Annotated in this window: 11 protein-coding genes; 2 read left to right on the top strand and 9 right to left on the bottom strand. The window is 65.9% G+C overall.

Going from position 1 to position 14677, the window contains the following annotated elements:
• Positions 1-48: 48 nt before the first annotated feature.
• The 4 genes from ACWKWX_RS24935 to ACWKWX_RS24950 all read right to left on the bottom strand — a co-directional run bounded on the left by ACWKWX_RS24935 (position 49) and on the right by ACWKWX_RS24950 (position 5477).
• Positions 49-2895, bottom strand: a complete 2847-nt coding sequence (locus ACWKWX_RS24935; protein ID WP_416422637.1) for a valine--tRNA ligase — start codon at positions 2893-2895, stop codon at positions 49-51.
• A gap of 185 nt (positions 2896-3080) precedes the next feature.
• Positions 3081-3470, bottom strand: a complete 390-nt coding sequence (locus tag ACWKWX_RS24940) for a DNA polymerase III subunit chi (protein ID WP_473005472.1) — start codon at positions 3468-3470, stop codon at positions 3081-3083.
• 7 nt (positions 3471-3477) lie between these two features.
• The gene (locus tag ACWKWX_RS24945; protein WP_416422639.1) at positions 3478-3906 is read right to left on the bottom strand and encodes a DNA polymerase III subunit chi; all 429 of its coding nucleotides are present in this window, start codon (positions 3904-3906) and stop codon (positions 3478-3480) included.
• A gap of 80 nt (positions 3907-3986) precedes the next feature.
• On the bottom strand, positions 3987-5477 hold the full coding sequence (locus tag ACWKWX_RS24950) for a leucyl aminopeptidase (RefSeq protein ID WP_473005473.1): 1491 nt from the start codon (positions 5475-5477) through the stop codon (positions 3987-3989).
• A gap of 301 nt (positions 5478-5778) precedes the next feature.
• On the opposite strand from ACWKWX_RS24950, the gene lptF reads away from it, so the two are divergent.
• Positions 5779-6894 (top strand): LPS export ABC transporter permease LptF, encoded by a 1116-nt coding sequence (gene lptF / locus ACWKWX_RS24955; RefSeq protein ID WP_473005474.1) that lies wholly within the window; start codon positions 5779-5781, stop codon positions 6892-6894.
• Positions 6887-7948 (top strand): LPS export ABC transporter permease LptG, encoded by a 1062-nt coding sequence (gene lptG / locus ACWKWX_RS24960; protein ID WP_416422642.1) that lies wholly within the window; start codon positions 6887-6889, stop codon positions 7946-7948. The genes lptF and lptG overlap by 8 nt, the downstream gene beginning before the upstream one ends.
• Positions 7949-7998: 50 nt before the next feature.
• Here lptG and ACWKWX_RS24965 read toward each other — a convergent pair whose 3' ends face one another.
• The 5 genes from ACWKWX_RS24965 to gcvP all read right to left on the bottom strand — a co-directional run bounded on the left by ACWKWX_RS24965 (position 7999) and on the right by gcvP (position 14675).
• Positions 7999-8484: an RDD family protein gene (locus tag ACWKWX_RS24965; RefSeq protein ID WP_483829208.1), complete on the bottom strand. Its 486-nt coding sequence runs from the start codon at positions 8482-8484 to the stop codon at positions 7999-8001.
• Between the two features lie 89 nt (positions 8485-8573).
• The gene (locus tag ACWKWX_RS24970; RefSeq protein ID WP_007931076.1) at positions 8574-8786 is read right to left on the bottom strand and encodes a cold-shock protein; all 213 of its coding nucleotides are present in this window, start codon (positions 8784-8786) and stop codon (positions 8574-8576) included.
• A gap of 371 nt (positions 8787-9157) precedes the next feature.
• A complete protein-coding gene (gcvT, locus tag ACWKWX_RS24975; protein ID WP_483829209.1) occupies positions 9158-10279 on the bottom strand; it encodes a glycine cleavage system aminomethyltransferase GcvT in 1122 nt (373 codons plus the stop codon).
• Positions 10280-10307: 28 nt separating this feature from the next.
• Positions 10308-11684, bottom strand: a complete 1377-nt coding sequence (locus tag ACWKWX_RS24980; protein ID WP_483829210.1) for an L-serine ammonia-lyase — start codon at positions 11682-11684, stop codon at positions 10308-10310.
• Positions 11685-11825: 141 nt separating this feature from the next.
• On the bottom strand, positions 11826-14675 hold the full coding sequence (gene gcvP / locus ACWKWX_RS24985; RefSeq protein WP_416422646.1) for an aminomethyl-transferring glycine dehydrogenase: 2850 nt from the start codon (positions 14673-14675) through the stop codon (positions 11826-11828).
• Between the last annotated feature and the right edge of the window lie 2 nt (positions 14676-14677).

The following is a 14677-nucleotide window of genomic DNA, read 5'->3' on the forward strand; positions in this document are numbered from 1 at the left end:
CCTACAGGGTAGGAGCCGACCTTGGTCGCGATGGGGCCGCCGGAGGGTTTACAGGCTGGCGATGCGCGCGTGCTGCTCGGCCAGCTTGCTCAGGGCTTGCTCGGCCTCGGCCATCTTCGCGCGCTCCTTGTCGATCACCGCAGGCGGTGCCTTGTCGACGAAGGCGGCGTTGGACAGCTTGCCGCCCACGCGGGCCACTTCACCCTGCAGGCGCTGGATTTCCTTGTCCAGGCGCGCAAGTTCAGCGTCCTTGTCGATCAGGCCGGCCATGGGCACCAGCACTTCCAGCTCGCCCACCAGCGCGGTGGCGCTCAGGGGGGCTTCGGCGCCGGCTTCCAGCACGGTGATGGCTTCGAGCTTGGCCAGCTTCTTCAGCAGGGCTTCGTTCTCGACCAGGCGGCGCTTGTCTTCGGCGCTGGCGTTCTTCAGGAACAGCGCCAGGGGCTTGCCCGGGCCGATGTTCATTTCGCCACGGATGTTGCGCACGCCCAGCATCAGGCCTTTCAGCCACTCGATGTCCTGCTCTGCGGCCTCGTCGATGCGTGCTTCGTTGGCCACTGGCCAAGGTTGCAGCATGATGGTCTTGCCCTCGGCACCGACCAGCGGCGCCAGGCGCTGCCAGATTTCCTCGGTGATGAACGGCATGAACGGGTGTGCCAGGCGCATGGCCACTTCCAGCACGCGCACCAGGGTGCGACGGGTGCCGCGCTGGCGCTCCACCGGGGCGTTCTCGTCCCACAGCACAGGCTTGGACAGCTCCAGGTACCAGTCGCAGTACTGGTTCCAGATGAACTCGTACAGGGCCTGGGCGGCCAGGTCGAAGCGGAACTGGTCCAGCTGGCGGGTCACTTCGGCTTCGGTGCGCTGCAGCTGCGAGATGATCCAGCGGTCCGCCAGGGACAGCTCGTAGGCCTCGCCGTTCTGGCCGCAGTCCTCGCCCTTGTCCAGCACGTAGCGGGTGGCGTTCCAGATCTTGTTGCAGAAGTTGCGGTAGCCTTCCACGCGGCCCATGTCGAACTTGATGTCGCGGCCGGTGGACGCCAGCGAGCAGAAGGTGAAGCGCAGGGCGTCGGTGCCGTAGCTGGCGATGCCGTCGGCGAACTCGTCGCGGGTCTGCTTCTCGATCTTCTTCGCCAGTTTCGGCTGCATCAGGCCGTTGGTGCGTTTCTGCACCAGGGCTTCCAGCTCGATGCCGTCGATGATGTCCAGCGGGTCGAGGACGTTGCCCTTGGACTTGGACATCTTCTGGCCCTGGCCATCACGCACCAGGCCGTGCACGTAGACGGTCTTGAACGGTACCTGCGGGGTGCCATCCGGGTCTTTCACCAGGTGCATGGTCAGCATGATCATCCGGGCGACCCAGAAGAAGATGATGTCGAAGCCGGTGACCAGCACGTCGGTGGAGTGGAATTTCTTCAGGAACTCGGTCTGTTCCGGCCAGCCCAGGGTGGAGAAGGTCCACAGGCCCGAGCTGAACCAGGTGTCGAGCACGTCGTTGTCCTGGTTCAGGACCACGTCGGCGCCCAGGCCGTGCTTGGCGCGCACTTCTTCTTCACTGCGGCCGACGTAGACCTTGCCGGACTCGTCGTACCAGGCTGGAATGCGGTGGCCCCACCACAGCTGGCGGCTGATGCACCAGTCCTGGATGTCGCGCATCCACGAGAAGTACATGTTTTCGTACTGCTTGGGCACAAACTGGATGCGGCCGTCTTCCACGGCGGCGATCGCAGGCTCGGCCAGCGGCTTGGTGGACACGTACCACTGGTCGGTCAGCCACGGCTCGATGATGGTGCCCGAGCGGTCGCCCTTCGGCACTTTCAGCGCGTGGTCGTCGACGCTTACCAGCAGGCCGGCGGCGTCGAAGGCGGCGACGATCTGCTTGCGCGCCTCGAAGCGGTCCAGGCCGGCGTATTCGGCGGGCAGGGTGCCGTCGACGCTGTCGTTCAGCGTGCCGTCCAGGTTGAACACCTGGGCAGCCGGCAGCACGTTGGCGTTCTTGTCGAAGATGTTCAGCAGCGGCAGGTTGTGGCGCTTGCCGACTTCGTAGTCGTTGAAATCGTGGGCCGGGGTGATCTTCACGCAGCCGGTGCCGAATTCAGGGTCGCAGTAGTCGTCGGCGATGATCGGGATGCGGCGGCCAACCAGCGGCAGCTCGACGAACTTGCCGATCAGGGCCTGGTAGCGCGGATCGTTCGGGTTCACGGCCACGGCCGCGTCACCCAGCATGGTTTCCGGACGAGTGGTAGCGACGATCAAGTAATCCAGGCCCTCGGCGGTCTTGGCGCCGTCGGCCAGCGGGTAGCGCAGGTTCCACAGCGAGCCTTTCTCGTCGTGGTTCTCCACTTCCAGGTCGGAAATCGCCGTGTGCAGCTTGGTGTCCCAGTTGACCAGGCGCTTGCCGCGGTAGATCAGGCCGTCTTCGTGCAGGCGCACGAAGGCTTCCTTCACCGCTTCCGACAGGCCGTCGTCCATGGTGAAGCGCTCGCGGCTCCAGTCCACGGACGAGCCCAGGCGGCGGATCTGGCGGCTGATGTTGCCACCCGACTGGTCCTTCCATTCCCAGACTTTCTCCAGGAACTTCTCGCGGCCCAGGTCATGACGGTTCTGGCCCTGGGCTTCGAGCTGGCGCTCCACCAGCATCTGGGTGGCGATACCGGCGTGGTCGGTGCCCGGCTGCCACAGGGTGTTGCGGCCCTGCATGCGGCGGAAACGGATCAGGGCGTCCATGATCGCGTTGTTGAAACCATGGCCCATGTGCAGGCTGCCGGTGACGTTCGGCGGCGGGATCATGATGGTGTACGAGTCGCCCGCGCCTTGCGGAGCGAAATAGTTCTCGGACTCCCAGGTCTGGTACCAGGAAGTTTCAATGGCGTGCGGCTGGTAGGTCTTATCCATGCTCGGCGGGACCCTAATAGGCATTTATTCAGGAAAGCCGATTAGTATAACGGGGATAGGCCGGGATCGGTAGGCAGGCTGCTGGAATGCCTGGCAGGGGAGAGAATGGTGGGAGCTGGCTTGCCAGCAAGCTTTTCAGCAGCCAACGGCTCGCTGGCAAGCCAGCTCCCACAGGTATGGCAGCGTTACGGGTTGAGCAGCCGTTCCATGCGCGCTTCCAGGCGGCGCTTGATCTCGGTCTCGATGTGCGGCGCGAAGTCGTCGATCACGTCCTGCATGATCAATTGCGCGGCGGCGCGCAGTTCGGCGTCCAGGTGCAACAGGGTGTCCTGGCGGTTCTGCGCGGGGGTGGCCGGCTCGGGGGCGGGCGGCGGCTCGGGTGGTGCGGCCTGGGCCTGGGCCTCGGCGCGTTGCTGGGCTTCGAGCTGGTCGAAGAGCAGCGGGATCTGTTCGGCGCTGACCACGGTGTCGGTCAGCAGCGGCGGTTGCAGGGTGTCATCGCCGAGCAGCTTGCGGATCGACTCGAGGTCGTCCAGCAGGTGCACGGACTTGGGCAGCTTGTTTGCAGTGTCCATCGTTGGCTCAGAGTCGCTGTAAGCGGTGATCTTGCAGAGGATAGCCCTGTTCACGGTAGAAACGGAAACTCTCCCGTGCGGCCTGACGAATAGCAGGGTCTTCGACCACCACCTCGGCCACGCGGGCGAAGCGGCCGGCGAAGGCCGGTACCTTGAGGTCCAGGTTCACCAGCAGGTCCTGGTGGCTGGCGGGTGCGTCGGCAAGGCCCAGGGCGATGACGGCGTCCGGGTCTTGTTCTGCCAGGCTGTGGGGCACGAAGCTTTCGCCCTTGAAGGCCCACAGGCGGGCGTCGAGTTGCTCGCGCTGCTCGGCATCGCTGCAGTGCAGGTACACCCGGTGGCCCAGGCGCCAGGCCTTTTCCACCAGCTTGCAGGCGAAGTCCAGGCGCGCTGCGGGCAGCGGGCTGGGCAGGATGTAGAAGTCGACTTTGGTCATGTTGGGTCCATGTGCGGCGCTGGTGACGCGGCCTGGCGGCCGCTGCTACGGGCAGCGGGCGCCAGGCCGCGTCAGGGGCATCACGCGCCAGCGCGGTCCAGCAGGTACTGGGTCAGCAGGGGCACTGGGCGGCCGCTGGCGCCCTTGTCCTTGCCGCCGCTGACCCAGGCGGTGCCGGCGATGTCCAGGTGCGCCCACGGGTAGCTCTTGGCGAAGCGCGACAGGAAGCAGCCGGCGGTGATGGCGCCGCCTTTCGGGCCGCCGATGTTGGCGATGTCGGCGAACGGCGAGTCCAGCTGTTCCTGGTACTCATCGAACAGCGGCAGCTGCCAGGCGCGGTCGTCGGCCTGCTGGCCGGCTTCCAGCAGCTGGGCCACCAGTTCCTCGTTGTTGCCCATCAAGCCCGAGGTGTGGGCGCCCAGGGCGACCATGCAGGCGCCGGTCAGGGTGGCGATGTCGATCACCGAGGCCGGCTTGAAGCGCTCGGCGTAGGTCAGGGTGTCGCACAGCACCAGGCGGCCTTCGGCGTCGGTGTTGAGGATTTCCACGGTCTGGCCGCTCATGGTGCTGACGATGTCGCCAGGGCGGGTGGCGCCGCCGCTCGGCATGTTCTCGGCGCAGGCCAGCAGGCACACCAGGTTGATCGGCAGCTTGAGCTCCAGCACGGCGCGCAGGGTGCCGAACACGCTGGCGGCGCCGCACATGTCGTACTTCATCTCGTCCATGCCGGCGGCCGGCTTGATGCTGATGCCACCGGTGTCGAAGGTGATGCCCTTGCCCACCAGCACGTGCGGCTTCTCGGACTTCTTGGCGCCCTGGTAGTTGAGCACGATCAGGCGCGGTGGCTGCTCGCTGCCCTGGGCCACGGCCATGAAGGCGCCCATGCCCAGTTCCTTGAGTTTCTTCTCGTCGTGGATCTCGACCTTGAGGTTCTTGTGTTCCTTGCCCAGCTCCTTGGCCTGCTCGGCCAGGTAGCTTGGGTGGCAGATGTTCGGCGGCAGGTTGCCCAGGTCGCGGGTGAAGCTCATGCCCGCGGCGATGGCGCTGGCGTGGGTCACGGCGCGCTCGACGTCGGCCTGGCTGGCCTTGTCGGTCACCAGGGTGATTTTCTTCAGGGCACGGGGCTCGGCCTTCTTGCTCTTGAAGCGGTCGAACACGTATTCGCCGTCCAGCAGGGTCTCGGCCAGCAGGCGCGTCTTGCCGTAGGCGTCACGGCCTTTCACGCCCAGCTCGTCCAGTGCCAGCACGGCGTCGCTGCCGCCCAGGCCCTTGAGCGCGCCCAGCACGGCGGCGCCCAGCTTGCGCCAGGCACGGTCGCCCAGCAGTTCGTCGGCGCCGGTGCCTACCAACAGCACGCGCTCGGCCTTGAGGCCCGGCAGGTTGTGCAGCAGCAGGGTCTGGCCCGGCTTGCCGGCCAGGTCGCCACGCTTGAGCACGGCGGTCAGGGCGCCGCTGCTCAGCTCGTCGACCTGCTTGCCGACGGTACCCAGGGTGCGGCCTTCGCCCACGGCGACGACCAGGGTCGCGGTCTTCAGGCTTTCGGCGCTTGTGCTTTTTACAACCAGTTCCATTTCCGGGTCCCCTAATGATCTATTGGTGTGCACGGCAGCGTTGGTCGTGCGAATACAGCCCCCGGCACTGCCCGTGGCGGGCCGGGTCAAAGTCCCCAGTTTGAGCCCTGCCGACGGAGCCTGACAACCCTTCGCGCAGGCTTTGCGTAACTGGGTATGCACGCGAAGTGACAGGCAGGCCCAATCACAGGATAATGCGCCAACTTTTTTCCGGTTCGCCTGGTGCGAATCCACCCGTAGAAGTGTCAGCTATGTATCCCTTGTTCGGCCGTCTGAGCCTGACAACCCTGGAGTGTCCGGTTTGATCGTCTTCCGTTATCTGTCCCGCGAAGTCATGCTCACCCTCAGTGCCGTCAGCGCGGTCCTGCTGGTGATCATCATGAGCGGGCGCTTCGTCAAGTACCTGGCCCAGGCCGCTTCCGGCGCCCTGGACCCAGGCGTGCTGTTCCTCATCATGGGCTACCGCCTGCCGGGCTTCCTGCAGCTGATCCTGCCCCTGGGCCTGTTCCTGGGCATCCTGCTGTCCTATGGCAGGCTGTACCTGGAAAGCGAGATGACCGTGCTGGCGGCCACCGGCATGAGCCAGCAGCGCCTGTTGGCCATGACCATGGCACCTGCCGCGGTGGTGGCCGTCATCGTCGCCTGGCTGAGCCTGAGCCTGGCGCCCCTGGGCGCGCAGCAGTTCTCCATGGTGCTCAACCAGCAGGACGCCATGACCGAGTTCGACACCCTCGAGCCAGGCCGCTTCCAGGCCCTGCGTGACGAAAGCCGGGTGACCTACACCGAGAGCATGAGTGACGACCGCATCAACCTGGGCGGCGTGTTCATCTCGCAGAAGCGCCTGGGGCAGGACGCCAAGGACCGCGGCATCACCCTGCTGCTGGGCGAGAAGGGCCGCCAGGACCGCCACCCCGATGGCAGCCGCTACCTGATCCTGACCAACGGCTACCGCTACGACGGCATCCCCGGCCAGGCCGACTACCGTGCCATCAAGTACGACACCTACGGCGTGATGCTGCCCAAGCCCGAGGTCAGTGAAGAAGTCACCGACCGCGACGCCATCCCCAGCGCCAAGCTGTTCTCCGGCGAGGTCAATGACCCTGCCGAACTGCAATGGCGCCTGTCGCTGCCGTTGCTGGTGTTCATCGTCACCCTGATGGCCGTGCCGCTGGCCCGGGTCAACCCGCGCCAGGGCCGCTTCCTCAAATTGCTGCCGGCGATTCTCCTGTATATGGCCTACCTGACCATCCTGATCTCGGCGCGTGGTGCCCTGGAAAAAGGCAAGATCCATTCCGCCCTGGGGCTGTGGTGGGTGCACGGGCTGTTCCTGGCCATCGGCCTGGCGCTGATGTACTGGGAACCGCTGCGCCTGAAGCTGGCCAGCCGTCGCGCGGCGACGGAGGTGGCCCATGGTTAAGCTCGACCGGTACATCGGCAGCAGCGTGCTGATGGCAATCCTCGCCGTGCTGGGGGTTATCCTCGGCCTGGCCACGCTGTTCGCCTTCATCGACGAGATGAGCGACATCAGCCCCACCTACGGCCTCGCCGACGTGGCCTGGTTCGTGTTGCTGACCGCACCACGCCGGCTCTACGACATGCTGCCGATGGCGGCGCTGATCGGCTGCCTGATCGGCCTGGGCACCCTGGCCAGCAACAGCGAGCTGACCATCATGCGCGCGGCCGGCGTGTCGGTGTCGCGCATCGTCTGGGCAGTGATGAAGCCCATGCTGGTGCTGATGGTCTGCGGCCTGCTGATAGGCGAATACGTCGCCCCGGTCACCGAGGCCAAGGCCCAGGCCGACCGCTCGCTGGCCCAGGGCATCGGCGACGCGCAAAGCGGTCGCCACGGCTTGTGGCACCGCGAGGGCGAGCAGTTCATCCACATCAACACCGTGCAGCCTGCCGGCCTGTTGTATGGCGTGACCCGCTACACCTTCGACAACGAGCGCCACATCAAGACCGCCAGCTTCGCCAAGAAGGCCCAGTACGCCGATGGCCACTGGAACCTCACCGACGTGGCCACCACGGTGTTCCATGACGACCGCACCGAGGTCATCAGCAACCCCACCGAACAGTGGGACGTGACCGTCACGCCGCAGCTGCTGAGCACCGTGGTGATGGCTCCCGAATCGTTGTCCATCACCGGGTTGTGGAGCTACATCCACTACCTGGCGGACCAGGGCCTGAGCAACTCCACCTACTGGCTGGCGTTCTGGACCAAGATCCTGCAGCCGTTGGTGACCGCCGCGCTGGTGCTGATGGCGATCTCGTTCATCTTCGGCCCGCTGCGTTCGGTAACCCTGGGCCAGCGTGTGTTCACCGGCGTGCTGGTGGGCTTCACCTTCCGCATCGTCCAGGACCTGCTGGGCCCCTCGAGCCTGGTGTTCGGCTTCCCGCCGCTGTTGGCGGTGGTCATCCCGTCGCTGGTGTGTGCGGCGGTGGGCTGGTGGCTGCTGCGCCGCGCGGGGTAAGCCTTCGCCTCATGAAAAAACCGACCCTTGGGTCGGTTTTTTTGTGCCCATCAACGGGCCTTCTTGGGGATATACACCAGCTGCGTGCCTGAATACAGGTCATGCCAGCCACGCTTCTGCTTGTCCACCAGGGCCCACCAGAACCCGGCGCCAAAGCACAGCCACGAGCCAATGGCGACGATGAAGCGCAGTAGCGCCTGCCACAAGCTGATGGCGGTGCCGTCGGCGTTCTGCACGCGCACGCCCCACACCTGCATGCCCAGGGTCTGCCCGGCGTGCATCCAGAACTTGGCGAAGAAGGCGAACAGGGCGCAGAACAGCAGGGTCGAGAGGAAGGGGTCGCCGTCCAGCGAGCCGGACTCCGACAGCGCCCGCAGGCGTGCCTCGCCGATGAACGCCATCATGATCAGCTTGTACACCAGCGTGGTCACCATCAGCAGGGCAATGCACAGCAGGAAGTCATACAGCACGGCCGCCATGCGCCGGCCAAAGGCGGCGGGGGCGAAGTCACCTTGTGGGGTCAGTCGTCGGGTCATCCTTGCCTCTCCGTGTGGGTGCGAGCAAATCGCGGGCACAAAAAAGCCCCTGGCGTTCCCGGCAGGGGCTTTTTGCGCAACTGGACGAATCAGCCTTCGGCTTGTACTTCGTCAGCTTGCATGCCTTTCTGGCCTTGAACGGCGATGAAAGTCACTTTTTGGCCTTCTTTCAGGCTCTTGAAGCCGTTGCCCTGGATAGCGCGGAAGTGCACGAACAGATCCGGACCGCTTTCTGGAGTGATAAAACCAAAACCTTTCTCGTCGTTAAACCACTTGACGGTACCGCTCTGACGTTGGGACATTTTCTTATTTCCTTGGAACTTGAATTGATGACAGCTTCTTTCAGGTGAAAGAGATACTGGGCTGGTTGCAGGAAAGTAAGAGACGTCGAACGGGTTGTAGCAATACACAGAGCTACTGCCCAGGTCACGAACCATAGCGACCCATGCAAACACAGTGAGGAAACTCTACGCTAACTTCAGCCAGAAAAACAAGCCCTGAGCCACGCAGGTTTTTCACCTTTTTTACGACCGTTCGAGCCTTTTCCTACGGGGGTTTCCGACTCTTTCATTCAGGTATTTTCGAATGGTCTAACGCCAGTTCGAAATCGAATAGAACACCCTGCACGTTGCGGCAAAATGACAGCCCGCCCTGAGCTGTCATTGCCGGCCCCTCAGCCGCGGTAGTAGCGCTGCGGCACGAACGGCATCTTGCTGACCTTCATGGCCACTTTCTTGCCACGCACGATGGCCCACACCGGGGTGTCCAGCGCCGCGTGGGCGCTGTCCACGTAGCCCATGGCTACCGGGCCGCCCAGGGTAGGGCCAAAGCCGCCGCTGCACACGGTGCCGATGATGGCGCCGCTGGCATCGACGATCTCCGCGCCTTCACGCACTGGCGTGCGTTCCTGGGGCAGCAGGCCCACGCGCTTGCGGGCCACGCCGGCCTGTTGCTGGGCGAAGATCGCCTCGGCGCCAGGGAAGCCACCGGCACGGGCGCCGTCGGCACGGCGAGCCTTGGAGATGGCCCACAGCAGGCTGGCCTCGATCGGCGTGGTCTGCTCGTTCATGTCGTGGCCGTACAGGCACAGGCCGGCTTCCAGGCGCAGCGAGTCGCGTGCCCCCAGGCCGATGGCCGCTACTTCCGGTTCGGCCAGCAGGCGGCGCGCCAGGGCCTCGGCACTGGCGGCCGGCACCGAGATTTCGAAGCCGTCTTCACCGGTGTAGCCCGAGCGGCTGACATAGCAGGCCACGCCCAGCAGCTGCACCGGGGCAAATTGCATGAAGGTCATCTGCGCCACTTGCGGCGCCAGGCGCGCCAGCACGGTGACTGCGGCAGGGCCTTGCAGCGCCAGCAGGGCGCGTTCCTCGAACAGCGGCTGGATCTGGCAGCGGTCGCCGATGTGCGCGCGCAGGTGGGCCAGGTCCTGGTCCTTGCAGGCGGCGTTGACCACCAGAAACTGGGTGTCGTCGCCCAGGTTGGCGACCATCAGGTCGTCGAGGATGCCGCCCTGCGGGTTGGTGAACATGGCGTAGCGCTGCATGCCCACGGGCAGGTCGACGATGTCCACCGGCACCAGGGTTTCCAGGGCCTTGGCGGCGTCGCTGCCGACCAGGCGGATCTGGCCCATGTGCGACACGTCGAACAGGCCGGCCTGCTCGCGGCTGTGCAGGTGCTCCTTCATCACGCCCAGCGGGTATTGCACCGGCATGTCGTAGCCGGCGAAGGGCACCATGCGGGCACCCAGTTCCAGGTGCAGGGCGTGCAGCGGGGTGTGTTGCAGTGCTTCGGACATCGTTGACTCCTGAATTCGAAAGGGTGCCTCAACACTCGATGATGTTGACGGCCAGGCCGCCACGGGCGGTCTCTTTGTATTTGCTTTTCATGTCGGCGCCGGTCTGGCGCATGGTGCGGATAACCTTGTCCAGCGACACGTAGTGCACGCCGTCGCCGCGCAGGGCCATGCGCACGGCGTTGATGGCCTTCACCGAGCCCATGGCGTTGCGCTCGATGCAGGGCACCTGCACCAGGCCGCCGATGGGGTCGCAGGTCAGGCCCAGGTTGTGTTCCATGCCGATTTCGGCGGCGTTCTCGACCTGCTGCACGCTGCCGCCCATCACCTCGCACAGGGCGCCGGCAGCCATGGAGCAAGCCACGCCGACCTCACCCTGGCAGCCCACCTCGGCGCCGGAAATGGAGGCGTTTTCCTTGTACAGGATGCCGATGGCGGCGGCGGTGAGCAGGAAACGCACCACGCCGTCCTCGTTGGCACCGGGCACGAAGCGCATGTAGTAATGCAGCACCGCCGGCACGATGCCGGCCGCGCCGTTGGTGGGGGCGGTGACCACGCGGCCACCGAAGGCGTTTTCCTCGTTCACCGCCAGGGCGTAGAGGTTGACCCAGTCCAGCACCGACAGCGCGTCGCGCAGGGCGGCCTCGGGGTTCTTGCACAGCTGGCGGTACAGCGCCGCGGCACGGCGCTTGACCTTCAGCCCGCCGGGCAGGATGCCTTCGTTGCGGCAACCGGCCTCGACGCAGTCCTGCATCACCTGCCAGATGTTCAGCAGGCCGGCGCGGGTCTCGGCTTCCGGGCGCCAGGCGCTTTCATTGGCCAGCATCAGCTGGCTGATGGTCATGCCCTGCGCCGCGCAATGGGCCAGCAGTTCCTTGCCGGTCTTGAACGGGAAGGGCAGCACCGTGGTGTCTTCGACAATGCGGTCGGCACCCGCCGCGCCCTCATCCACCACGAAGCCACCGCCCACTGAGTAGTACTCGCGGCTGCGAATCTCCAGGCCGTGTTCGTCCAGGGCACGGAAGATCATGCCGTTGGGGTGGAAGGGCAGGGGTTTGCGGATCATCGCCAGGTGCTGTTTTTCGACGAAGGCGATGCTGTGTTCGCCCAGCAGGTTGAGGCGCCCGCTGGCGCGGATAGCCTGCAGGCGGGCGTCCACGGTCGCGGTGTCGACGGTGTCGGGGTGCGAGCCTTCCAGGCCCAGCAGCACCGCCTTGTCGCTGCCGTGGCCCTTGCCGGTGGCGCCCAGCGAGCCGTACAGCTCGGCCTTGACCGTGGCGGTGGCCAGCAGCAGGTCGTCGCGGCGCAGGCCCTCGACGAAGCGCCCGGCGGCGCGCATGGGCCCCACCGTGTGGGAACTGGAGGGGCCGATGCCGATCTTGAAGAGGTCGAAAACGCTTAGGGACATACAAGTTCTCCAGAGCCTTGCGGGCATTGTGGGAGCTGGCTTGCCAGCGAGCTTTTCGGCGGCGCAAAAATCTCGCTGGCAAGCCAGCTCCCACAATCGTCAATCCTTGCGATGGGGGCAGGGTGCCCCCAGGCAATTTCCTCAAACGTCCTGATACGCCTCGATCGACGGGCAGGCACACACCAGGTTGCGGTCGCCAAACACGTTGTCCACGCGCCCGACCGGCGGCCAGTACTTGCTTTCCACCAGCGAGGCCAGTGGGTACACCGCCTGTTCGCGGCTGTAGGCGTGGGTCCACTCGCCCACCAGTTCGGCAGCGGTGTGCGGCGCGTTCTTCAGCGGGTTGTCGTCCTTGTCCAGGGCGCCGCTCTCCACCGCGCGAATCTCTTCGCGGATGCGGATCATGGCGTCGCAGAAGCGGTCCAGCTCAGCCTTGGATTCGCTTTCGGTCGGCTCTATCATCAGCGTGCCGGCCACCGGGAACGACATGGTCGGAGCGTGGAAACCGAAGTCGATCAGGCGCTTGGCCACGTCGTCGACGCTGATGCCGCTGCTGTCCTTCAACGGGCGCAGGTCGAGGATGCACTCGTGGGCCACCAGGCCGTTGCTGCCGGTGTACAACACAGGATAGTGCTCTTCCAGGCGGCGCGAGATGTAGTTGGCGTTGAGGATGGCCAGCTGCGAGGCGCGCTTGAGGCCTTCGCCGCCCATCATGCGGATGTACATCCAGGTGATTGGCAGGATCGAGGCGCTGCCGAACGGAGCGGCGCAGACGGCGCCTTCCTTGCGCGCCATGGTGCCGTGGCCGGGCATGAAGGGTGCCAGGTGCGACTTCACGCCGATCGGGCCGACGCCCGGGCCGCCACCGCCGTGCGGGATGCAGAAGGTCTTGTGCAGGTTCAGGTGCGAGACGTCGCCGCCGAACTTGCCCGGGGCACATAGGCCGACCATGGCGTTCATGTTGGCGCCGTCGATGTACACCTGGCCGCCGTTGTCGTGGACGATGGCGCAGATCTCGCGAATGCCTTCCTCGAACACGCCGTGGGTCGACGGGTAGGTGATCATGATCGCGGCCAGGCGCTCGCGGTGCTCGATGGCCTTGGCGCGCAGGTCTTCGATGTCGACGTTGCCGCGCTCGTCGCAGGCGGTCACTACCACGCGCATGCCGGCCATGTGGGCGGTGGCGGGGTTGGTGCCGTGGGCCGACGACGGAATCAGGCAGATATCGCGACGCTCGTCACCACGGCTGTGGTGGTAGGCGCGAATGGCCAGCAGGCCGGCGTACTCGCCCTGGGAGCCGGCGTTGGGCTGCAGCGACACGGCGTCATAGCCGGTGGCCTTGCACAGCATGCTTTCCAGCTCGTCGGTCAGCAGCTGGTAGCCCTTGCTCTGCTCGGCCGGGGCGAACGGGTGCAGGCTGCCGAATTCCGGCCAGGTGATGGGGATCATCTCGCTGGCGGCGTTGAGCTTCATGGTGCACGAGCCCAGCGGGATCATGGTGCGGTCCAGCGCCAGGTCCTTGTCGGCCAGCTTGCGCAGGTAGCGCATCAGCTCGGTTTCGGAGTGGTAGCGGTTGAACACTTCGTGGGCGAGGATCGGCGACTGGCGCAGCAGGCCGGCCGGCAGGGCGTCGGCAACGCTGGCAGCCAGGGCGTCGAACGCTGGCTGCTGGCCTGGGAACAGCGCCCAGAGGGCTTCGACGTCGGCCTGGCGAGTGGTCTCGTCCAGCGACAGGCCCAGGCGTTGGGCGTCGATTTCACGCAGGTTGAGGCCGGCGGCGCGGGCCTTGGCGTGCAGCTCGGCAGTGGCGCTGCCGGTGGCCAGGGTGAGGGTGTCGAAGAAGTGCTGCTGCTCGACGGTGACGCCCATGGCGCTCAGGCCCTGGGCCAGGATGGCGGTCAGGCTGTGGGTGCGGCGGGCTATCTGCACCAGGCCAGCCGGGCCGTGGTACACGGCGTACATGCTGGCGATGTTGGCCAGCAGCACCTGGGCTGTGCAGATGTTGCTGGTGGCCTTCTCGCGGCGGATGTGCTGCTCGCGGGTTTGCATGGCCAGGCGCAGGGCGGTCTTGCCGTGGCGGTCGATGGACACGCCCACCAGGCGGCCGGGCATGTCGCGCTTGAACGCGTCGCGGGTGGAGAAGTAGGCCGCGTGCGGGCCACCGAAGCCCAGCGGCACGCCGAAGCGCTGGGCGCTGCCGATGGCCACGTCGGCGCCGAACTCGCCCGGCGGGGTCAGCAGGGTCAGGGCCAGCAGGTCGGCGGCCACGGCTACCAGGGCGTTGGCGGCGTGGAAGCGCTCCACCAGCGCGCGGTAGTCGAAGATGTCGCCGTTGCTGGCCGGGTACTGCAGCAGCGCGCCGAAGTACTCACTGACGTCATCCAGCTGGGCCTCGTCGGCCACTACCACTTCAATCCCCAGGGGCTCGGCACGGGTGCGCAGCACGTCCAGGGTTTGCGGGTGGCAGTGGGCGGAGGCGAAGAAGCGGTGGCTGCCCTTGTTCTTGCTCAGGCGCTTGCAGAAGGTCATGGCTTCGGCGGCGGCGGTGGCTTCGTCCAGCAGCGAGGCGTTGGCGATCGGCAGGCCGGTGAGGTCGCTGATCAGGGTCTGGAAATTCAGCAGCGCTTCCAGGCGGCCCTGGGAGATTTCTGGCTGGTACGGGGTGTAGGCGGTGTACCAGGCAGGGTTTTCCAGCAGGTTGCGCAGGATCGGCGCCGGGGTGTGGCAGTTGTAGTAGCCCTGGCCGATGTAGGTCTTGAACAGCTGGTTCTGCGCGGCGATGGCCTTGATGGCGGCCAGGGCCTCGGCTTCACCCTGGCCGGCCGGCAGGTCGAGCACGGCGGTGCCCTTGATGCTGTCGGGGATGACGCTGGCGGTCAGCGCGTCGAGGTTGTCATAGCCCAGGGTGGCCAGCATGGCTTGCTCGTCGGCGGCGCGCGGGCCGATGTGACGGGCGATGAATTCGTTGGTGGTGGTCAGCGAGGTGGTCATCG

This window comes from Pseudomonas imperatae (assembly GCF_057128625.1).